General features: G+C 66.0%; 15 protein-coding genes, 1 tRNA gene and 1 pseudogene. 8 read left to right on the forward strand and 9 right to left on the reverse strand.

The genetic code is table 11. From position 1 onward, the window contains the following. Nucleotides 1-45: 45 nt before the first annotated feature. Complete coding sequence (gene aroC, locus VB738_RS07665; RefSeq protein WP_323305194.1) at nucleotides 46-1,134, forward strand: chorismate synthase; 1,089 nt, start codon at nucleotides 46-48, stop codon at nucleotides 1,132-1,134. Nucleotides 1,135-1,143: 9 nt separating this feature from the next. Here the strand turns inward: aroC and VB738_RS07670 are convergent, their stop codons facing one another. The 4 genes from VB738_RS07670 to psbO form a co-directional block, all read right to left on the reverse strand. Beyond that, a complete protein-coding gene (locus VB738_RS07670; RefSeq protein WP_416233162.1) occupies nucleotides 1,144-1,713 on the reverse strand; it encodes a bifunctional 4-hydroxy-2-oxoglutarate aldolase/2-dehydro-3-deoxy-phosphogluconate aldolase in 570 nt (189 codons plus the stop codon). Between the two features lie 49 nt (nucleotides 1,714-1,762). After that, complete coding sequence (gene ftsH3 / locus VB738_RS07675; RefSeq protein WP_323305195.1) at nucleotides 1,763-3,607, reverse strand: ATP-dependent zinc metalloprotease FtsH3; 1,845 nt, start codon at nucleotides 3,605-3,607, stop codon at nucleotides 1,763-1,765. Nucleotides 3,608-3,673: 66 nt separating this feature from the next. Beyond that, the gene (gene sat, locus VB738_RS07680) at nucleotides 3,674-4,843 is read right to left on the reverse strand and encodes a sulfate adenylyltransferase (protein WP_323305433.1); all 1,170 of its coding nucleotides are present in this window, start codon (nucleotides 4,841-4,843) and stop codon (nucleotides 3,674-3,676) included. A gap of 150 nt (nucleotides 4,844-4,993) precedes the next feature. Next, on the reverse strand, nucleotides 4,994-5,806 hold the full coding sequence (gene psbO, locus VB738_RS07685) for a photosystem II manganese-stabilizing polypeptide (protein WP_323305196.1): 813 nt from the start codon (nucleotides 5,804-5,806) through the stop codon (nucleotides 4,994-4,996). 112 nt (nucleotides 5,807-5,918) lie between these two features. Here psbO and VB738_RS07690 point away from each other — a divergent pair, with 112 nt between their 5' ends. Beyond that, nucleotides 5,919-6,281, forward strand: a complete 363-nt coding sequence (locus tag VB738_RS07690; RefSeq protein WP_323305197.1) for a hypothetical protein — start codon at nucleotides 5,919-5,921, stop codon at nucleotides 6,279-6,281. Here VB738_RS07690 and coaBC read toward each other — a convergent pair. Beyond that, nucleotides 6,247-7,518, reverse strand: a complete 1,272-nt coding sequence (coaBC, locus tag VB738_RS07695) for a bifunctional phosphopantothenoylcysteine decarboxylase/phosphopantothenate--cysteine ligase CoaBC (protein WP_323305198.1) — start codon at nucleotides 7,516-7,518, stop codon at nucleotides 6,247-6,249. The two genes, VB738_RS07690 and coaBC, sit on opposite strands and share 35 nt — an antisense overlap. Further along, nucleotides 7,508-7,726, reverse strand: a complete 219-nt coding sequence (locus VB738_RS07700) for a DUF2555 domain-containing protein (protein ID WP_254947927.1) — start codon at nucleotides 7,724-7,726, stop codon at nucleotides 7,508-7,510. The genes coaBC and VB738_RS07700 overlap by 11 nt, the downstream gene beginning before the upstream one ends. Before the next feature lie 47 nt (nucleotides 7,727-7,773). On the opposite strand from VB738_RS07700, the gene VB738_RS07705 reads away from it, so the two are divergent. Together VB738_RS07705 and VB738_RS07710 are read left to right on the forward strand one after the other, a co-directional pair. Continuing rightward, nucleotides 7,774-7,846, forward strand: a tRNA-Ala gene (locus VB738_RS07705). A gap of 151 nt (nucleotides 7,847-7,997) precedes the next feature. Then, nucleotides 7,998-9,683 (forward strand): tyrosine-type recombinase/integrase, encoded by a 1,686-nt coding sequence (locus tag VB738_RS07710; RefSeq protein WP_323305199.1) that lies wholly within the window; start codon nucleotides 7,998-8,000, stop codon nucleotides 9,681-9,683. Between the two features lie 210 nt (nucleotides 9,684-9,893). Here VB738_RS07710 and VB738_RS07715 read toward each other — a convergent pair whose 3' ends face one another. Both VB738_RS07715 and VB738_RS07720 read right to left on the reverse strand, forming a co-directional pair. Beyond that, entirely contained in the window at nucleotides 9,894-10,919 is a 1,026-nt protein-coding gene (locus VB738_RS07715) for a pentapeptide repeat-containing protein (protein ID WP_323305200.1), read from the reverse strand. A 73-nt stretch (nucleotides 10,920-10,992) separates the two neighbouring features. After that, nucleotides 10,993-11,769, reverse strand: coding sequence for a hypothetical protein (locus VB738_RS07720; protein ID WP_323305201.1), 777 nt, complete (start codon nucleotides 11,767-11,769; stop codon nucleotides 10,993-10,995). Nucleotides 11,770-12,454: 685 nt separating this feature from the next. On the opposite strand from VB738_RS07720, the gene VB738_RS07725 reads away from it, so the two are divergent. The 4 genes and pseudogenes from VB738_RS07725 to VB738_RS07740 all read left to right on the forward strand — a co-directional run bounded on the left by VB738_RS07725 (nucleotide 12,455) and on the right by VB738_RS07740 (nucleotide 17,485). Further along, the gene (locus tag VB738_RS07725; protein ID WP_323305202.1) at nucleotides 12,455-14,044 is read left to right on the forward strand and encodes an ATP-dependent DNA helicase; all 1,590 of its coding nucleotides are present in this window, start codon (nucleotides 12,455-12,457) and stop codon (nucleotides 14,042-14,044) included. Further along, a pseudogene (locus VB738_RS07730) lies at nucleotides 14,041-14,253 on the forward strand (primase-helicase zinc-binding domain-containing protein); the annotation flags it as partial. The gene VB738_RS07725 and the pseudogene VB738_RS07730, both read left to right, overlap by 4 nt. A 504-nt stretch (nucleotides 14,254-14,757) precedes the next feature. Then, on the forward strand, nucleotides 14,758-16,521 hold the full coding sequence (locus VB738_RS07735; protein WP_323305434.1) for an AAA family ATPase: 1,764 nt from the start codon (nucleotides 14,758-14,760) through the stop codon (nucleotides 16,519-16,521). 346 nt (nucleotides 16,522-16,867) lie between these two features. Further along, nucleotides 16,868-17,485: a hypothetical protein gene (locus tag VB738_RS07740; protein WP_323305203.1), complete on the forward strand. Its 618-nt coding sequence runs from the start codon at nucleotides 16,868-16,870 to the stop codon at nucleotides 17,483-17,485. 217 nt (nucleotides 17,486-17,702) lie between these two features. On the opposite strand, the gene VB738_RS07745 is transcribed toward VB738_RS07740, so the two are convergent. Continuing rightward, nucleotides 17,703-18,416, reverse strand: a complete 714-nt coding sequence (locus VB738_RS07745) for a recombinase family protein (RefSeq protein WP_323305204.1) — start codon at nucleotides 18,414-18,416, stop codon at nucleotides 17,703-17,705. Nucleotides 18,417-20,117 lie beyond the last annotated feature (1,701 nt).

Raw genomic sequence — 20,117 nt, forward strand, 5'->3', positions numbered from 1 at the left:
GGGTAGGCTCCCTGCTTCGGAAAGCCCGATGGGCAGGGCGGTGCGATGGGCAGCAGTTTCGGTGATCTCTTCCGGATCAGCACGTTCGGCGAATCCCACGGCGGTGGCGTGGGGGTGATCATCGATGGCTGTCCCCCCAGGCTGCCGCTGGATCTGGGGCAGATCCAGGCCGATCTCGACCGACGCCGGCCCGGCCAGAGCCGCATCACCACCCCCCGCAAGGAGGAGGACCGGGTCGAGATCCTCAGCGGCCTGCTCGACGGGGTGACGCTCGGGACGCCGATCGCCATGGTGGTCCGCAACAGGGACCAGCGTCCCGGGGACTACCAGGAGATGCAGGTGGCCTTCCGGCCCTCCCACGCCGACGCCACCTACCAGGCCAAGTACGGCATCCAGGCCCGCAGTGGCGGCGGCCGCGCCTCGGCCCGGGAAACGATCGGCCGGGTGGCCGCCGGGGCGGTGGCCAAACAGCTGCTGGCCCGCACCCACGGCACCGAGGTGATCGCCTGGGTGCGCCGGATTCACACCATCGAGGCCGTGATCGATCCCGCCAGCGTGAGCCTGGAGGCGGTGGAGGCCAACATCGTGCGCTGTCCCGACGCCGACACCGCCGAGCGGATGATCGAGCGCATCGAGGCGATCGGGCGGGAGGGGGATTCCTGCGGCGGGGTGATCGAATGCCTGGTGCGGCGGCCGCCGGTGGGTCTGGGCATGCCGGTGTTCGACAAACTGGAGGCGGACCTGGCCAAGGCGGTGATGTCGCTGCCGGCCACCAAGGGATTCGAGATCGGCTCGGGCTTCGGTGGCACCCTGCTGCGCGGCAGCGAACACAACGACGCCTTCCTGCCCAGCGACGACGGCCGCCTGCGGACCGCCACCAACAACTCGGGGGGCATCCAGGGGGGCATCAGCAACGGCGAGGAGATCCAGCTGCGGGTGGCCTTCAAGCCCACGGCCACGATCCGCAAGGAACAGCAGACCATCGATGCCAGCGGCGCCGCCACCACCCTGGCGGCGAAGGGACGCCACGACCCCTGCGTGCTGCCCCGGGCCGTGCCGATGGTGGAGGCGATGGTGGCCCTGGTGCTGGCCGATCACCTGCTGCGCCAGCAGGCCCAGTGCAGCCTCTGGTGATTGGCCCGATCAGGGCCTCTGCGGCAGGTCCGCCAGCACCTGCCGCAGGGGCTCCGGCCCCCGGGCCACCAGCGAGGAGCCCAGGGCGACGGCATCGACCCCGGCCTCCAGCCAGGGAATGACATCGCCAGGCAGGAGACCGCCGGCGGCGATGCAGAAGGGAAGCGGTGGGCCGAGGGGATCCCGCAGGCGTCGCCAATGGCCGATGCCGACGCTGACGGCAGGGAACAGCTTGACGATCGGACAACCCAGGGAGCGGGCCCGGTTCACCTCCGTGGGGGTCATCACCCCGGGGACCAGGGCGAAGCGGGCCATGGCCGCCGTCTCCAGCAGTTCCGCCTCCAGGACAGGGGAGACGCCATAGGAGAAACCCGCCTCCAGCGCCGCCGCCAGGGCCGCGGAGGTGCAGATCGAGGCTGCCCCCAGATGCAGATCGGGGAACGCCTCGATCAGGCGCCGGCAGTCGGGGATCCAGGCCGGCCCAGGCCCCCAGGCGATCTCCACATGGCGCACCCCGAGCACGGCCAACTGGCCCAGCTGGGGGGCCAGGAGCGCTGGCCGCTCAGCACGAAGCACCACCAGCAGGGGCTGGTGGTGCAGGGACTGGATCAGGGACTCGCAGGGAGACCTAGACGTAGGCGGCCACCGTCACATCGCGGGAGATGAGCAGCTCCTGGAGCTCCTCGGCGTCCACCGTCTCCTTCTCGACCAGGAGCTCGGCCAGCTCATCGAGCACGGCCCGGTTGGCGAGCAGCACCTCGGTGGCGCGGCGGTAGGCGTCGGCCACCAGCTGGGAGACCTCCTCGTCGATGGCGGCGGCGGTGTCCTCGGAGAAGTCACGCTCGGCGGCGATGTCGCGGCCGAGGAACATGCCCCCCTGGGCGCGGCCCAGGGCGACAGGGCCGAGGCGGTCGCTCATGCCGAAGCGGGTGACCATCTGGCGGGCGACGCGGGCCACCTGCTGCAGGTCGTTGGATGCGCCAGTGGTGACTTCATCTTCGCCGTAGACGATCTCTTCGGCGACGCGGCCACCGAGGGCCACGGCCATCTGGTTCTGCAGGTAGGAGCGGGAGTAGAGGCCCGACTCCATGCGCTCCTCACTGGGGGTGAAGAAGGTGAGGCCGCCGGCCTGGCCGCGGGGAATGATGCTGATCTTCTGGACGGGGTCGTAATCCGGCATCAGGGCGCCCACCAAGGCGTGGCCGGATTCGTGGTAGGCAACCAGGCGCTTGCGGCGCTCGCTCATCACCCGATCCTTCTTCTCGGGGCCGGCCATGACGCGCTCGATGGCGTCGTTGACCTCATCCATCGACACCTCGGCCAGCTGGCGCCGGGCGGCGAGGATGGCCGCTTCGTTGAGCAGGTTGGCCAGGTCGGCGCCGGTGAAGCCGGGGGTGCGGCGGGCCACCTTGTCGAGATCGACATCCTTGGCAAGGGTCTTGCCGCGGGCGTGAACACCGAGGATCTGGAGCCGGCCGGCGTAATCGGGACGGTCGACCACCACCTGGCGGTCGAAGCGGCCCGGCCGCATCAGGGCCGAATCCAGCACGTCTGGTCGGTTGGTGGCCGCCACGATGATGATGCCGGTGTTGCCTTCGAAGCCGTCCATCTCGGTGAGCAGCTGGTTGAGGGTCTGCTCGCGCTCGTCGTTGCCGCCGCCGAGGCCGGCGCCGCGCTGGCGGCCCACGGCATCGATCTCATCGATGAAGACGATGCAGGGGGCGTTCTTCTTGGCCTGCTCGAACAGGTCGCGCACCCGACTGGCGCCGACACCCACGAACATCTCGACGAACTCCGAGCCGGAGATCGAGAAGAACGGCACGCCCGCCTCACCGGCCACGGCCTTGGCCAGCAGGGTCTTGCCGGTGCCCGGGGGGCCCACCAGCAGCACACCCTTGGGGATCTTGGCGCCGACGGCGGTGAAGCGGTCGGGGTTCTTGAGGAAGTCGACCACCTCGGTGAGCTCGAGCTTGGCGCCCTCGATGCCGGCCACGTCGCCGAAGGTGACCTGGGTCTGGGGTTCCATCTGAACCCGGGCCTTGCTCTTGCCGAAGTTCATGGCCGGGTTGCCGCCGCCGCCCTGGGCGCGCCGCAGCAGGAAGAACAAACCACCCAGCAGGAGCAGCGGGAAGATCAGGCTGCCGATCGCCTGCTGCCAGGCCGCCGGCTCCCGGTTGGGCTGCACGGCGATGTCGACGTTGTGGTCGGTGAGCAGCTTGAGCAGGTCCTTGTCGGGGGCCAGGTTGACCACGGCGCGCTGGCCATCGTTCTCCACCACCTGGGCGGTGCCGCGGTCGGGGGAGATCAGCACCCGGGAGATCTCGTTGGCCTGAACGGCCTCGACGAAGTCGCTGTAACGCAGGGTGCGGGGGGCTCGGGACGGGTCGGGCCGCTCCAGGAAGGCGGTGCCCACGGCGATCATCACGATCACCAGGAGCACGTAGAGCCCCGCGTTGCGCCAGCGTTTCTTCACGACCCTGTCTCCTGTGTGAGAGTGAAAGTAACAGAATGTTAATGGGCGTCCGCGGTCGGACGGGGCTCAGGCTGCGGCCCTGAGCACCTCCACCACGCTACGGAAGGCGAACCATTCCGGGATCTCCTCGCCGCCGCGCAACATCTGGCGGAACTGGGTGCCGCTCAGCTTGCGGATGTGCAGCCCCCGGGCCTGGGCATGCTCGGCGGTGACGTAGCCCTCCTCCTCGGTGTAGACGAGGTTGAGGGAGGGCACCGTCTCCATGCCGAGTTCGGTGGCCTGGTCGCGGGCGAAGTCCTGGGCCTCGTAGGGGCCGTAGAAGTCCTCGCCGGTGAGAGACGATTTGCAGCCCGCCATGTCGCGGCCGATGATGAAGTGGGTGCAGCCGTAGTTCTTGCGGATGATCATGTGCTGCAGGGCCTCCCTGGGGCCGGCCATGTGCATCGCGTAGGGCAGGTAGGCCCAGCGGATGCGGGGGTTGTCCACCTCGGCGGCCAGCCGTTCGTAGGTGGCGAAGCGCACCTCGCCGGCGATGTCGTCCTCCTGGGTGGGTCCGCAGGTGGGGTGCACCAGCACCACGGCCCCCTTGCTCACGTTGGGGGCTTCGAGGGCGCGGGTGAACAGCTCGTAGTGGGCCCGGTGGATGGGGTTGCGGCACTGGAAGGCCACCACGTCCTGGCCCGCCGGCAGGGTGGCGCGCACCTCCATCGGGGTGCTGCAGGGGAACACCCGCTGCGGCAGGGCCAGACCCTGGAGGCGACCGCCCAGGTAGTAACGGCCGCGCTCGGTGGCGATCATGCGCACCGCCGGGTGCTCCAGGGAGGTGGTGCCGTAGCAGCCCTTGGCCTCGACCACCTTGTCGGGTTCCCAGCGGCTCTCCACGGTGAGCACGGCCAGGTCCTGGCCCTGGTAGGTGAGCAGCAGCCGCTGGCCCACGGCGACGGCGGCGTCGTCGGTGTCGAAGATGATCGGCAGGCCGAACAGCAGGCCGCTGGTGGTGCGGTGGCCCGCCACCACCGCGTCGTAGTCCTCCTGGTGCATGAAGCCGCGCAGGGGCGAGAAGCCGCCCACGATCAGCAGCTCCACGTCGCAGGCGTTGCGGTGGCTGCACTCCAGCACCTTGTCCACCGAGGCGCGCACACCCTCCTGCTGGTCGGGCGGCACCATCAGATCAACGAGGCTGCCGCCGTGGGGGGCGATCAGATCGGAACGGGCGGCGGTGTTGGCGAGCGTCATGGCGACGGGCCGGGGCTGCACAGGGAATAGGCCCATCCTCCCAGACCAACCTTCGGCCATGAAAAAGGGCGGCCATGAAAAAGGGGCCCGTGGGCCCCTGGGATCAACGGGTTGTGGTGAGGGGGCCTGGGGCGAAAGACGGCCCGGGCCTCAGACCTCCTCGAGGCGGCCGTACAGCTCGCCGGTGATCTTGACGTCGACGACGGCCTTGGTGCCCATGTCGGTGTCGGAGGGCTGGATGGCGGTGAACACCCCGGCAAATTCACCGGTGCTCGGGTCGACCTTGGTGATCGAGAGGTCCATGGTGCCGGAGCCATCCACGTAGCGCTTGACGGTTTCCCCGGCGAACTCATCACCGGCGGGCACCAGACCCACGGCGCTGCTGTAGCCGGTGGTCAGGCCCCGGCCCTTGGGATCGAGGAAGTTGCTGGTGCGGTAGCTGGGGGCGCGGTACTCACCCTTGAGGTCGGTGCTGGTGGAGAAGGCGGTGCCGTCGGCGGTGGCCTTGAGCTCCTTGCTGGAGAACATGAAGGGCACTTCCTCACCGCCGGGCATCAGCACGGTGATCGGCTGGAAGTCGATGCCGCCCAGTTCCTTGAAGGTGAGCTGGTCACCGCTGACCTTGAGGTCGCCGTAGACCTGATCAAGGCTGGAGGTGTAGCGGGTGAGGATCTTGCCGGCGACGAACTGGGCTTCCTGGCGCTTGTTGGCGGGCTCCCCCTTCACGAAGACCTCGGAGGGGTGCATGCAGATCTCCTTGAGCTGGTACGTCGCCGAGGGATCCAGGTTGATCGTGCCGCGGGCGGAATCGGGCAGGGTCGGGCAGTCATTCGCCAGACCGGTGTTGTGGATGTCCTCGTAGGTGAGGTTGGCCCGATCAACGGCCTTGGCCCCGCCGCTGCATGCGGACACCAGGGTCAGGCACAGAGCCAGCACGAGGGCCAGCAGGGGACGGAAACGCATGGGGAGAAGCCGCAGAGACGGAACAGGAACCGGGCTGGCCGGGATCCTACCGGTGCAAAACGCCCATTCCTGGTGGCTTGCATGGGCTCTCAACAACCTGTATGAGAGGGGGATGTCCCTGAGCCGCACCCACCCGATCGACGAATCCACGACCTCTCCGCCGACGTCCGCACCCGCGCCCGACCCAGCCTTCGACCCAGCCGCCGACCCCGAACTCCAGCGGGCCCTCGACACCCTGCTGAGGATCGCCGAGCAGCGCGCCGAGCAGCCTGAAGCCCTGCTCGATCTGCTGCGCCGCATCGAGCACCTGCACCGCACCATCCAGGACGGACCCTTCCGCAGCAGCCTCCCCGGCGATCGCAACGGCCTGTTCACCCTGCTCGCCGAGATGGAGAGCAGCGGCGGCTGGCCCTACATCCCCCGGCTGCAGCTGCGCACGTTCATGGATCTGCTGGCGCCCGAACCGGAGCCCTGAGGGCCGCCGCTTCGGCGAGGGCCGAGAGCAGCCGGTGGGCCAGGGCCAGCTTGCCCATGGGCTCCAGCCGGCGCTCCCCGGTTCCCGGACCGAGCAGCCAGCCTTCGTTGCCGGCCGACCCGAACCCGGCGCCGGGCCTGTCGATGGGGTTGGCGAACAGCAGGTCGCAGCCCTTGCGGGCGAACTTGGCCCGGGCCTCCTGGAGCACCTCGCCGCTCTGGGCGGCGAACCCCAGGATCGCCTGGGCCGGAGGCCGGCGCCGCACCAGCCCCGCCAGCAGGTCGGGCACGGGCTCCCAGCCGCTGGAGAGGGAGGCCTCGAGGGCCTCCTTGGGGAGCTTGCCCTGCTCAGGGCTGGAGCGGCGGTGGTCGGCGACGGCGGCGGCCATGGCGACCGCATCGGCGCCGTCCTGCAGGCGCAGCAGCGCCGCCTCCATTTCGGCCGCGGTGACGACGGGGTGGCACTGGAGGCCCTCCAGCCAGGCCGGATCGACCGCCAGCGGGCCGTGGACCAGATCGACCGTGGAGCCGCGCAGGCGGGCGGCCTGAGCCAGCAGCACGCCCATGCGCCCGGTGCTGGGGTTGGTGAGGCAGCGGGCCGGATCGAGGGCCTCCCGGGTGGGGCCGGCACTCACCAGCAGGCGGCGGCCCCGCCAGTCGCGGCGGCAGCCAGCCACCAGCACCGACTCCAGGGCCAGCAGCAGCAGCGCCGGGTCCGCCATGCGCCCGTCCCCCACCCGGTCGCAGGCCAGCAGGCCGCTGCCGGGCTCCAGGGGCAGCACCCGCTCCCAGCCCTGAAGTTCCCTCCAGTTGCGGCGCACCGCCGGGGCGGCCCACATGGCGCTGTTCATGGCCGGGGCGACCACCACAGGAGCCTCACAGGCGATCAGGGTGCTGGCCAGCAGGGTGTCGGCCATGCCGTGCACCCAGCGGGCCAGGCTGCTGGCGCTCAGCGGCGCCACCAGCACCACCTCGGCCCACTCGGCCAGGGCGATGTGCAGGGGCCGGGCCTCCCGGTGGCTCCACTGGTCGGCCTCGATGTGGCAGGGGGAGCGGCTGAGGCTGGCCAGGGCCACGGCACTCACCAGCCGCTCGGCAGCGGGGCTGAGCACGCAGCGCACCAGGGCCCCGCGCTGCACCAGGGCGCTGACGAGCTGGGGCAGCTTGACGGCGGCGATGCTGCCACTGATCAGCACCAGCACGCGGCGTCCCGCAAGGGCGTCCGCCTCACTCCTCATCGAAGGGTTCCTGATCCACCAGATGGACGTAGGGCCGGATCAGGTCGGGGCGATGGATGGCCAGGGCCCGCAGCAGGTGCCAGTCGGCGAGGCCCGCGAACGGTGTGGGGTAGTCGTCCTCCTCGAGGCGCCGGGCGAGCTCGGCGATGGACGCGTCGTCGAAGGCCGCGAGCCGCTCGGGGGTGATGGACAGGCTGGAATCAACCAAGGGGGGCGGCCGGGAAGGGGGACGGGATGGTGATAATGGCGATCGAAGGGGAATTAGCTCAGCTGGTAGAGCGCTGCGATCGCACCGCAGAGGTCAGGGGTTCGAGTCCCCTATTCTCCATGGTCTCACATTAGTCCACTTGCCACAACTGAAATCCCAGTCGTCTCAAGGGTAGTCAGGCATAGCTTGGGTGCAGTCTTGGGTGCAGTGCTGGGTGCAGAGCAGTTCTCCACTTGCCCCATTCTCAGGCAATCAGGCCCTGCCGTACGTCGTGCTGCGCGGAGCGGCGCGTCTGCCGTACTACAAGCGCAGGGTGCCGGCTGAGCTGCGGTCGGCCATTGGCCGCTCGACCTTCACCGCCAGGCTCAGCGGTGCCCCAGGGAGCCGGGAGTTCCGTAGGGCCTATGACCTGATCCACGGCCAAGCGGAGGCCGCCCTGGCTGGCGCGGAGGCGTTGCCGAAGCTGTCGGCCCAGGAGCAGCTGGGGGTGGCAGGTCGGTGGGCGACGCTGGCCCCTCCCCAGACCACGGAGACCGGCTTCGACGCAATGGAAGCGCAGGCGGTGCTGCTAGCCCTCGATGAGCTCCAGATCGTGCTGCCGTTCCCACTGGGCGAGGAGTGGCAGGCGCCCCCGGTGGAGGCCAGGGACTCCGACGTGGTGGAGACGGTGCGGTGCATGGCGCAGAGGATCGACACCATCCCGCACCCCAGCTTCTGGCACCAGGACGCAGAGGTGCTCCACGGCGAGATGACCCCCGAGGGGGCGCTGGCCCACCTGGCGGAGACCGTGGCCCTGTGCCGGCTGGGGATCGGCCGCTGGATCAAGGAGGCCCGCCAGCAGCTCAAGGCCCTGGGGCTGACGGTGAGCCCGGCAGAGGTGCAGGCGGTGGCCCTGCGGCTGGTGACCACGGCGGTGCACCTCAGCCGACAGGTAGCCGAGATCGAGGCCGGCCGGCTACCCGATCCCCTGCCCGCCTTCCCGCCGCCGCCGGTGGGGAATGGGTCCAACGGTGGCGGGGGGCGGCTCACCTTCGAGGTGGCCCTGGAGCGGTGGGTGAGGCTGCGGCAGCCAGCGCACAAGAGCCAGTTGGATGCGGCAGCTCGATTGCAGGAACTGGCCAGGCACACCGGCCACAACCGGCTGGACCATCTGACACCTGCAGAGGTGAGTGGATGGCGGGATGCTCTGCTGGAGGGGGGCACCGCCAGCACGGCGAAACGGAAGCTGGCCATGGTGCGGGCGGTTCTGGTGGCTGCTGCCGGCGACGGGGTGCCGCTGCAGGGCGGGGTTCTCGAACGCCTGGCCGGCCGGAGCCTCAGGGATGCGACAGGCACCCGGCGAGAGCGGCGACCTTTCACAGATGCCGAGGCATCGGTCCTGTGGCAGATCAGCAGGCAGCAAGGTGGCGGACGGCCGCTTGATCGTTGGGGCTTTCCCCTTGGCCTGGCTCTTGGCGCCCGCCTTGAGGAGCTGGCGGGATTGCGGAAGGAGGACGTGCACCAGGCTGAAGGGCTCTGGGTGGTGTCAATCCAGCCGAGCGCCGACCGGCGGCTGAAGAACGACAGCAGCGCCCGCCTGCTGCCGATTCCCGAAGCGTTGGTCGCCGAGGGGTTCACCAATTGGGTGCAGCAGCAGGGGCCAGGCCTCCTATTCCCCGAACCACCACCACCAACGACGGATCCCAGGCTTAGCCACTACGCCAGCGTCCGGCTGGGGAAGCTGCTCCGAGCCCAGGCTGGCATCGAAGACCGATCAGCGGTGTTCCACAGCTCCAGGCATTTCACCGCCCAGCAGTTGGTGGACGCCGGCGCTGAGCAGAGGGTGATCGAGCAGATCCTGGGGCACACCTCCAGATCCATGACGGCCAGGTACTCCAGGGGCGGGGTGCCGCTGACGCTGCTGAAGGAGGCGATGGATCGGCGCAGCTGGGGGTGGGTGCCTGAGCCCTCCTGCTGATCACTTGGCTCAGGGGAGCGGCAGTTGGAAGGCCGAGACGATCGAATGTCTCGGCCCTCAAGAACATTTAGAACCATCCCAAGTGAGGAGGTAGATGCGATGCCCTCATGAGTCGCCTGCCATCCATTGCTAAGCGGTACGAAGCGATGATGTATAAAGCGTCGCGCTCAATCTAAATCCAGCCTGACCATCAGCCAGGAGTTTGGCACTTTACTGTGAGCGTGTGATCATGCCCAGAATCTGGTCGTTGAAGACAGAATGAGCCGGACCAGTTTTCTTTCCATCCGGCAAGATAGTATTACTGAAATGGGCTCCTTTTAGGCTGGCTCCATCGAGATTCGCCCCAGTCAGATCAGCCCCAAACAAGTTGGCCTCGCTCAGATCAGCATTATTCAGATTGGCCATCATGAGCTCAGCGCCGCTGAGGTTGGCACTCTGAAGGTTGGCCTCCGTGAGATCAGCCTCGCTGAGGTTGGTTCGCCGAAAATGAGTCCCGATCAATTTTGCTCTTCTAATCTTCGCTCCGCCTAGGCTAGCCCTGCTCAGATTTGCCCCGCTAAGGTCAGCGTCACTGAGGTCAGCACCATTGAGGTTTACATCGCCCAAGTCAGCCCAGTTCAAATGTGCATTACTTAGGTCAGCATCGGCCAATGAGAGTCTTAGCTTTTTAAGTATCTGAGATTCGGCAAGGAAGTAGATTACGCTACTCTTTCTTTCGCCGTCGCTAGAAAATGACCTCAAGACCGATAGCGTTCTTGCTCTGATTAGATCAGAAGCCGACTGGACAACTGGATCATCCATAGAAGGATCCTCCAACGCAGACGCGCGTTCGGTCAAATCTCTATCCATTAGAAGCTGGGAGATGCGGTCCAAGTAGCGTTGGAGCGTCTCCTCTTTGTTCTCCTCCGCCACCAATCTACGCTGCTGCTTAGCTTCGTGAGCCGCTCTTGCCTGCTCTTGCGATTGAAACCAGATACCCAAAAACGCTAAAGTAACTGGCACGCCAATCAGCCCGGCCCAATCCCACGCAGTTCTGCTAACTCCAGCCTGGATTGAGTATTTTGTAACCCGCCAGTTTTTATCTCTCTCCACAATGGTGGTCTCGCTCCCTCTAATGCCTAGGCCGCCCGGCGAACCTCCCCAAGGGCTCAATATCATAACTGCAATTAACAAGGCAAATAAACATCCGAAACAAGTCCAGGCTGTCGCTTTTGACTGCTGAGCTTTGGCCAGCATCTTGTACCAGCGAATAGCGACATGATTCATTGCCGAGAAACCACGCCAGCTCTATCAACAACAGCTGATTCCATCAGTGCAATTCCTCGACAACCGGATAAGCACCACCCTCATCAGAATCCTGGTCAGACTGCAATAAGGGTGTCGCAACTTCCCGAGCCCTCCAAGCGGCTTCTAATTGCTCCAGCTGCCCTAGCCGGTCCGCAACATCCGTTCCAACCTTGGCCCGCCAAGCAGCCTCCCTCTGGGCCTCTCGTTCCCTTCTTGCCTTGCGGGCCTCCTCGGCGGCGTTGAGCCTGTCCCGGTACTGCTCCTCTGACTGAGCCATCAATTCGGCGAGCCTGCGGTCCTGCTTCCGGTCCTGCTCCTCCCAGTCCCACTGACGCCAATGCCGCTTCACGCCCGCCACCGCGTCCTCTCCCCCCATCGCTGGGATGTGGAGGCCCACCTTTGCCGCCCGCACCGCCGGCAGCACCTCCAGGGCCAGCAGTTTCAGGCAGCGTGGCGAGAGGAACACCTCCCGCCATGAGTCCTCGGGCCCGATCTCAGAGGCGAGCCGCACCGGCAGGGCGCCGCCGAACTTCCAGCCGGGGTATAGGGCCATCAGGTTCTCCGCCACCCACTGCGCCGCCGCCAGCGGATCCTCGTCACTGCCCTGGCCAGCCATCGGCTGCCGCAGCAGGGCCATCAGCTCATCGAGTTCGGCCTGGTCGGCAGCGACCAGCACTGCCTGGGAGGGATCGAGGAACCAGCCTGGCTGGCAGATGACGCTCTGGGCTGCATTGACCAATCCAGCCAGGCTGTTGTGGCGGCTGATTGCCGAGATGGGGGCGTCGGGATCGCCAGCCATCAGCTGCTCCAGGGCCCCCTGCGCCAGCCGGTAGGAGCGGGGCGCCTCCTGGAGCTTCTGGCCGGGGGATGGGGCCTTGATCTTAGCGCCGGACAGCAGGACGCTCAGGCCCCAGGTGTGCACGAGCGGCCAGACCTGGGCCGACTCCATCCCGCTTCCCAGCATCCCCACCAGTTGCCGCAGCGGGCCTGGGTCGATCGCCCTTGAGCGCAGACCTGGGGGGCTCCCTGGGGCTTTCTGAGAGCGAGACACCATTGATGGTGGCCAGGATCTTGACCCCATACTACCCACGGTGGTATTGGTAGTTGCAGGCAAATACAGTCAGCGGCGGCACCTCCCAGTAAGGGACCGCGCAGCAGAGGCCGGACCCAGCTGGACCGTTTCCTTACCGATGAGCAGCAATGCCTCGGCGGGGTCGGTCACGGGTGCGCCTGCGCTGCAGTGCTACTCGACCCGACGCCTCCGTCAACTGGCCCAAGAGGCCGCACTCGCCAAGGGCGTCAGCACCTCCGGGTTGCTGAGATTGGCCCTGGTGGACTACACCGCCCGGCTTGGACTGCGTCCCGGCCTGGCTGAAGAGATTCGCACCGAAGCCCTGAGCCGCCGGTCCTTCAGGTCGGCCCCCACGGCGGACCCTGCAGACCTTCATGCCTCGACCCCCTCCACCGCCGGGGAGGGCTGAGAAATGGCTCCCTACAACAAAGCCCCGAGGGCTGGTGACCCTCAGGGCAGTGTCTCGGCCCACGGCCGAAATGGGTTTGGCTCCCAAACCATCCTGCCATCATTCCCCAGCCAGCTGCGGCTCACCGACGGCCAGCAGCAGGCGTTCGATCTGCTCAGCCCCATCTTCCGAGGGGAGTCACCAGGCGCCCAGGCAACGCTGACCGGCTTCGCCGGCACCGGAAAGACGACCCTCACCGCAAGGCTGAGCGAGCAGTCCCTGACCAGCATCCCCGGCGCTGAAGGGGTACGCGACCAGCGGGGGCGATGGGAGAAGTTCCCCGCCCTGGTGGTTGCCGCCCCGACCCATAAGGCGGCCCGCCAGCTGGAGCGGGCGATGGATGGCTGCGGGATCAAGCTGAAGGCTGTCACCCTGCACTCCGCGCTGGGCCTGCGCCCGGTGCGGGACGGAGGGCAAGAAGTCTTCCAGCCCGACCCCACGGCCAAGTGCCTGATCGGGGAGCACACCCGCCTGGTGGTGGTGGATGAAACCTCAATGGTTTCCGCCGAGCTGACCACCCACCTGTTGGATGCCCTGCCGTCGGATGCCGCCCTGGTGGCCATCGGTGACCCGGCCCAGCTGCAGCCGGTCGGGGATCCGACGCTCTGCCCGTTGTTCGAGGCAGCGATCAGCGCCCATCTGTCGGAGGTGGTGCGTCATGCCGGCCCGATCCTTGAGCTTGCGACAGCCACAAGGGAGCTGGGCAGCGGCCGCCCGGTGTTCCGCACGGTCCAGGGGACTCAGAGCGCCATCACGGCCTACGGGAGCTTCCCCCAGTGGCGGAAGGCCGCACTGCGAGCCTGCATCGAGGCCAACCGCACCGGCAACACCGACGCCGCCAGGGTTCTCAGCTGGACAAATGCAGCGGCGGACAAGTTCAACCGCGAACTGCATAAGGCCATCTACGGGATCAACGCCCCTCCGTATGTGGTTGGGCAGCCAGTTGTCTCCAGCAATGTGATCCTCGGCCCTGACGGCAGCGTGATCGTCGGCTCCACCTGCGAGATGCAGCTGCTGGAGGTCACCCCCGGTCAGGGGGCTGTGCATGGTGATGAGCTGCTGGTGGTCCGTGAGGCGCTGCTCGGCAAGCGCAAGAGCAAGGCCGGTGAATTGATCGCGCCGTGGAAATGGTTCGACATCCGCGCCCAGGTTGCTGGCTCGACAGGGATGCCGGTTGAGTTCCGGGTGCTGAACCCGGACCCGGAGCAGCTGCTGGCCTGGCGCAAGGCGAACAACGCCATCGCGGCCCTGGCCAAGGAGGAGAAGGAGGCCGATGGCAAGGACGCTGCCAAGCCGACCTGGAACATTTTCTGGGCTCGTAAGGATCGCTTCGGGGCCATCAATCCGGTCTGGTCCCTGACGATTCATAAGGCTCAGGGCAGCACCTTTGAGCAGGTGTTCCTGCATCCCGATCTGGACCGCAATCAGGAGGCGGCAGGGCTGAATCAGCTCGCCTATGTCGGCATGACGCGGGCATCAATGGATCTGCATGTGGTGGCTGATCGCCAACCCCAGCAACTCCTCGCAGCTGGCCGGGCGGGGGTGGCGGCATGACCAGCTCAACCTGCATCACCGCCGCCAACGGGCACTGGTTCGACATCCTCGCCGGCCCTGGTGGTGTCGATCCTGCCCTGCTCGATGGGAAGCCTCGCGCCTGTCCCATCTGTGGCGAGGGGGACGACCGCTTCACCTTCGATGACAAGAACGGCAGCGGCAGCTGGATCTGCCGGAAGTGCCCGACCCGGCCAGGGAGGGAGGCCGGTGCTGGCGATGGGATGGCACTCCTGCAGTCCGTCACCGGTTGGGACTTCAGGCGGGCTGCCGAGGAGGTTGAGCGCCACCTGGGGCTGCCCCCTCAGGCGACCAGCAACGGCCGCCGCCCTGCCTTCCCGTCAGAGGCCCTCACCAGGCGGCAGGCATCCCCGCCCCAGCCTCCAGCGGCGCTTCCAGCGGTCCCTCAGGGGCCGTTCCAGCTGCTCCACCTTCCTGAAGCCCCCACCGATGTGGTGCGGCTTGCACCATCTGACCCGGACAATGAAACCCGCGAGCTTGTTGTGCTCTGGGACAGGAGACAACAGCGAGAGTTCAGGTATTTCGTAGAGGCCGACTTCACATACAGCCCCTCCCAGAGGGCTCGCCGGCTGGCGCCAGAAGACGGGACCCGAAAGCGATTTCTCCCCGAACACAAACGGGGCGGCCGCTGGATCCCCGGCCAAGGCCCCGGCCCGTGGCCGCTATGGCGTCAGCAGGAAGCGTTCGCGGTGGCCATGGCCAACCCAGGCGGCTGGGTGTTGGAAGTCGAGGGTGAGAAGGCCGCTGAGATTGCCCGTGAAGGTGGCCTGGTCGCCATCAGCCAGCCCGGCCACGCCCACACGGTCGAGCAGATCAAGGCCCGCTACAGCGCCCTGGGGGCCGCTGGGGTCGTCGGGGTCATCTACTTGGCAGATCAGGACATCACCGGCCTCAGGCGGGCGCAGGTGGCCCTGGAGGCAGCTGCAGCGGTGGGTCTGCAGCTGGTGGTGCTGCCGGCCTCTGAGGTGTGGCAGACCCTGCCGGATGGTGGCTCGATCGATGACGCCAGTGGCACCCCCACCGAGCGTGTAGCTGCCATCGAGGAGACGCTGGCCCTGATCGAACCCAGCGAATGGGCAGGGATCTGGGCGGAGTTTCAGGAGGCGATGGGTGTCAGCGCCCCGGTTCAGGAGGTGGTGGCCCAGGTGAACGTCTTCCCCGACATCGAGGAATCCCCAGTGGTTGATGGCGCCACGGCTGGGCAGGTAGTAGCGACGGCGCCAATTCCTCTCACCGAATCCCAACGCTTCGAGCTGTTACGCGGCCGTGCCAGGCAGGTGCTGGAGGAGCACCCCCGCAAGGTGGAGCAGGAGCTGGCCATGCGGTTGGCAGCTCATGCGCTGGAACTTCCTGCCCTTGGCCAGCAGCAGATCCGCACCTTGCTGTGGGAGGCCCGCAACGGCGACGCCGGCCCGGTGCAACCGCTCACCGCCAATCAGCCGCTTTCCCTGGCGCCGACCCCATGGCTGCTGGAGGGGATCGTGATGGCAGGCGCCCTGAACCTGATCGTCGCCCTCCCGAAGATCGGCAAGACAGCGTGGGCCTTGGGATTCCTTGGCGCCTGGATCCATGGGCTGCAGACCTTCCTGGGTTGCAGCCTTCCGGCCACCCCATGCCCTCCGGTATTGATCGTCGGCACCGATCAGCCGGAGAACGACTGGGGGCGGATGCTGGCGCAGTTCGGTCTGCTCGATCACAACCGGCGGATGAACCCCCAAATCGTCGGCCTGTTCACAGCTGGCCGCCCACTGCACCTGGACGCCGAGGGGATCGACCGGATCACCACCTACGCGGAGAAGCATCCCGGTCTGGTGGTGTTGATCGACTCCCTGCACGCCTGCATCAGCCCCCTGGGGTTGAAAGAGGAATCCGCTGAGGTGGCCGAACCGGTGCGGGATCTGATGAGTGCTCTGGAGCCTCACCGCGCCACCGTCCTGTTGATCCACCACGCCAACAAGGGCCGCGCCAACGATGGCGCCGTGGCCGCCTCCAGGGGCTCAACAGCCCTCCCTGCCGTCGCCAGCCAAATGATCAGCCTCAACCGTCTCCAGACCGGTGCTGGGGGCCCGCAGGGGAACAAAGAGCGGCGCCTCGTCCTCAAGACCGAGGGACGCGGCGGGATGCCTCAGGAGCTGCTGATCGAGCGCACCGATGCCGAGGGCTGGATCTGTCACGGCGACGCCGCTGCTGCCATGGAGGCCCAGGCCAGGGAGCAGGCCAGGGAGAATCTCACCGATCGCCAGCAGTCGGCCCTGCGGCTGCTGATCCAGCGGGCGAAGGCTGGGGAGTCAACGACCGTCGCTGACGCGGTGACAGCCCTCGACCTGAGTCGTCAGCGGGCCCAGGACACCCTGGGAGCACTGGTTCAGAAACGGTTGGCGATCAAGACCATCCCGACCGAACCGGCACCCGATGGAGGCCGCCCTGCTGCTACCTACATCCCTGTGCCGGATGCCTGAGCCGAGCCACAGAGGGGTTTGCACGGTTTGTCCCCTACTTGCCCGTGCAAACCGTTTTAACCGTGCAAACCGTGCATGGGTCTCTCATCAGTAAAGAGAGGTTCCGTCAAAACTCTGTCCCTATGGGGTTTGCACGGTTTGCACGGTTTGCCCGGTTTGCACGAATGAGTGGGAGAGGACCGTGCAAACCCCCAAACCGTGCGAACCCCCTCCCTGGGCCCCATTCCATCGGCCTGCATCACCTCCAGTGGTGCGGCGACGCATAGGTGCAGTGGCGACGGGGAGGTGTACTTGCTTCAGCGAGTGCGTAAGTATTCATACAGACCCGTTCTGGATACCTGGCCCGGTGACTGTTCTCGACCACGAGAGGCTTACGGACTTCGTGATGTTCCATCGGCTGGGACTGCTGGCGGTGGAGAGGCTGGTGCTCAAAAGGGAGCTGACCACCCGCGCGATGTTCCTTCTGCAGGCGATGGTGGCCCGGATGAACACCAGCACCGGCAGGGTGTGGTCCTCGGCGTCAGAGCTGGCGGCCGAGCATCAAGCGATCCCCGGGTGCGTGTGCAGCTCGATCCAGCGGCTCCGCAGGGTCGGCCTGGTGGTGCGCTGCACGGCGCCGCCCCTCCATGAGCTTTCGGCCAAGGAGAGGGCGTCGATGCCAGACCCTGCGACCCGTGCCCCCCATTCCGCCCGCCTGTACTTCCTGATCCACCCTGGCCTGGCTTCGGTGGGCGGGAAGACCCGAAGGGGCTGGGTTCTCGATCAGTTCCAGTCGGCCATCGGGGACCGGCTGACGCCATTCGCCAGGGAGCTTGCCGGCGTCGAGGCCGAGGCCAGGGCGGCGGCTGAGGAGCTGGAGCTGGCCGAATTGGTCGCCGCTCACGATGCCCAGCAGGCGAAGCTCAACCGCCTGGAAGGGCTCCGCCAGCAGCTGGAGCAGGGGAACGGCCATGAAGCCGCCTGAAGCCCGCCAGTAGCCCCCTGGGCCTCCACGCGCCCTGCCCCCTGGTGCGGGGCGTAGCAAGCAGCGGCACTGGAACGCACCAGCTGGCGCATCGGACAGGGCGCAACCCCTGGCACGGCTGAGCTGACAGCGGATCTCAAATCCACTGGCGGTAGTTGTCTGCCAGGAGGACAGCTTCGGGAAGACCAGGGCAAGGTGGCGAGCAGGGTGGGCGACATCAGCCCTCGCTGTCCTTGAGGAGCCGGTGGACCGCCGATGGGCTGGCCTCGATGGACGCGGCGATCGATCGGATGCTTTGGCCCTCGGCCGCCAGCCGTCGCACCAGCTGGGCCTTGGCGCCGGTGATGGATGCCCGCCGGCCGCCGGTCTTCCCCTCAGCCCTGGCACGGGCCAGGCCGTCCATGGTGCGCTCCCGGATCAAATCGCGCTCGAACTCGCCGATGGCGGCCAGCATCGTGAACAGCAGCCGGCCGGCTGGGGTGCGGGTGTCGATCTGCTGGTCCAGCACCACTAGGTCGATGCCGCGCTGCTCCAGCCCCTGGGCCAGCTCCAGCAGCTCGCGGGTGCTCCGGGCCAGCCGGTCCAGCCTGACGGCCACCAGGGCGTCCCCAGGGCGCAGGTAATCGAGGCAGGCGGCCAACTGCGGCCGGTCCTTGATCCTGCTGCTGATCGTCTCGGCGAAGGTGCGTGTGCAGCCGGCCGCCTCCAGCCGGAGCACCTGGGCCTGGGCGTCCTGGTCGGCAGTGGAGACCCTGCCGTAGCCAATGCGGGCCCCCGGCCGTTCCGCAAACGGTGCAGGCTCCCCAACCGAAACAGAACAGGGTTGCGGGACAGCAGACCTATTGCCCCTCCGTGGTCGGTCTCGGCCTCGATCGGGTGTGCCGAAATCGGCCGTTTGCGGAACAACTGCTGGGCGTGTGGTGGTGGTCATGGAGTGGAGGTGATTGTGATCGATGGGGGAGCTGGCCAGCCAGGCCAGCCGGCACCCTCAGCGGGTCAGTGCATCCCCCTGCCAGTTCTGGTGCGCCTCTCCAGGTGGTCGATCACCAGCCAAAGCCGCTCTGGATAGAGGCCCGAGGTGGTGTTTTGGCCATCGCGGTCAAAGCAGAGGCCGTGCCCTAGGAAGGAGGTGGCGCGATCGAGGTGCGCACACCTGGGAGCCGTGCACGATCGGCGGGGAGAAGCCGATCGAGGTGATGGTCCTGGATGCAGAAGCAATGGGGGAGACAGCACCCCAGGCGGGAGGCGGTGCAGGTTGCGGTGCGTCCGGCGCCCGATGCAGCCCTGACTCCTGCCTTTACCACGCTAGCTCCTGACTGCGTGACTAGAAGGAGATGTCTTCACGCGCAACAATTGCCTACCGAACTGATGCTCCCAGCGCCGATGCTGACCAAGTGCGCCACAGCTGGCAGGGTGGCCACATGGACGGCAGCCCACCACCCCAGGGGGGGGGATGAACCCCAAGCGGCGCAGTGAATGGGCCTAGATCGTCCGACCCCTAACATGGGGGAGCCACCCTATATGTAGTGCACACGCTTACGGCAAGCACTATTCTTAGTGTCCGTAACAAAAAATTCATTTTTCTCATGTCGGTAGTGGGCCTTTTGAGCACTACATGACTTAGACGCTGCGGGCCATGGCCTTTCATTCGGCGTCAGGTGTCGGTAATGCACACAGCCATATGGCGCTGTCATGTTTTATGGTGTAAAACCACGCAAACGCCTGCAATGCTGGCTTTGTGCCTTTGAGTACACTCCTGCTGCGTCAAGGCCGTTTATGGCCAATTCTCTTGCGGCGCAGTTAGTTCCTTTCCTTCTTCTTTTAGGCTAATGCCAATAGTTGATGTAACGACTGGGGCCGCAAACGCCTCTTCTTCGCAACAGCTGCAGGGTCGGGAAAGTGGCCAAGGTTTTTCTGTAACTATTGAAGGCAACCCAAAGCGAGCTAAGACTCAAAGGCGTGCTAAACCGGTTCTATCAAGCATGAAAAGAGTTGAAAACGCAATTAACGGCTCTCCTTTCACATGGCGCAATCCAAACTCAATCGCGAAAGAGCTTAGGCTAGGCATTGCCGAAGTTGTTGAGATTCTATCAGACCGAAACATTTTTATCAGGTCAAAGAACCTTGGCGAAGACGGAACTCCTTTTTTTACTACCAAAACGAAGTACAGGGAAACTACGCCATTGCTATCAGTGCTTCTGAATAGCATGTCTGGAGAGGCTCCATTGGCCAAAAAGGCTAGGAATTAATTGTAGATGTTTGAATTTGAAGTACTTGGCAAGGCCTCTCATCTAATTGGTGCGGCAGTAATTGCATCCTTGCTGAAGTCGCTATACAATATAATTTACAAAAATGCCCCATTTGATTGGAAAGATGCCCGAAGTTGGGCGGGATTATTCCTGTTCCCTTCTGTTGTAAGTGTGTTTTTAGTTATCTGGAATATTGATAACAAGATAGCCTGCATAGACTGCTATGACTTGCTGAAAGCTGCCGCTTTAGGCCTGGGTGGAGCAGAAGCTACCTCGTTGTCCGCGTCTTATGCTCAAGAACATGCTGGATCCGCGCCTAGGGAGTAAGGAGCTTTGCGAAAATAGTGAAAGAATAGAGATCTATGGCTATGGCCAGTTTCGAC

The organism is Cyanobium gracile UHCC 0139, assembly GCF_034931325.1.
Lineage (GTDB): Bacteria > Cyanobacteriota > Cyanobacteriia > PCC-6307 > Cyanobiaceae > Cyanobium > Cyanobium gracile_B.

Coding starts and splice junctions, on each gene's coding strand:
- aroC (WP_323305194.1), top strand. CDS start 46: ATGGGCAGCAGTTTCGGTGATCTCTTCCGGATCAGCACGTTCGGCGAA.
- sat (WP_323305433.1), bottom strand. CDS start 4,843: ATGACGCTCGCCAACACCGCCGCCCGTTCCGATCTGATCGCCCCCCAC.
- psbO (WP_323305196.1), bottom strand. CDS start 5,806: ATGCGTTTCCGTCCCCTGCTGGCCCTCGTGCTGGCTCTGTGCCTGACC.
- VB738_RS07690 (WP_323305197.1), top strand. CDS start 5,919: ATGTCCCTGAGCCGCACCCACCCGATCGACGAATCCACGACCTCTCCG.
- coaBC (WP_323305198.1), bottom strand. CDS start 7,518: ATGAGGAGTGAGGCGGACGCCCTTGCGGGACGCCGCGTGCTGGTGCTG.
- VB738_RS07715 (WP_323305200.1), bottom strand. CDS start 10,919: ATGCTGGCCAAAGCTCAGCAGTCAAAAGCGACAGCCTGGACTTGTTTC.
- VB738_RS07720 (WP_323305201.1), bottom strand. CDS start 11,769: ATGGCTGGCGATCCCGACGCCCCCATCTCGGCAATCAGCCGCCACAAC.
- VB738_RS07725 (WP_323305202.1), top strand. CDS start 12,455: ATGGCTCCCTACAACAAAGCCCCGAGGGCTGGTGACCCTCAGGGCAGT.
- VB738_RS07735 (WP_323305434.1), top strand. CDS start 14,758: ATGGCCAACCCAGGCGGCTGGGTGTTGGAAGTCGAGGGTGAGAAGGCC.
- VB738_RS07745 (WP_323305204.1), bottom strand. CDS start 18,416: ATGACCACCACCACACGCCCAGCAGTTGTTCCGCAAACGGCCGATTTC.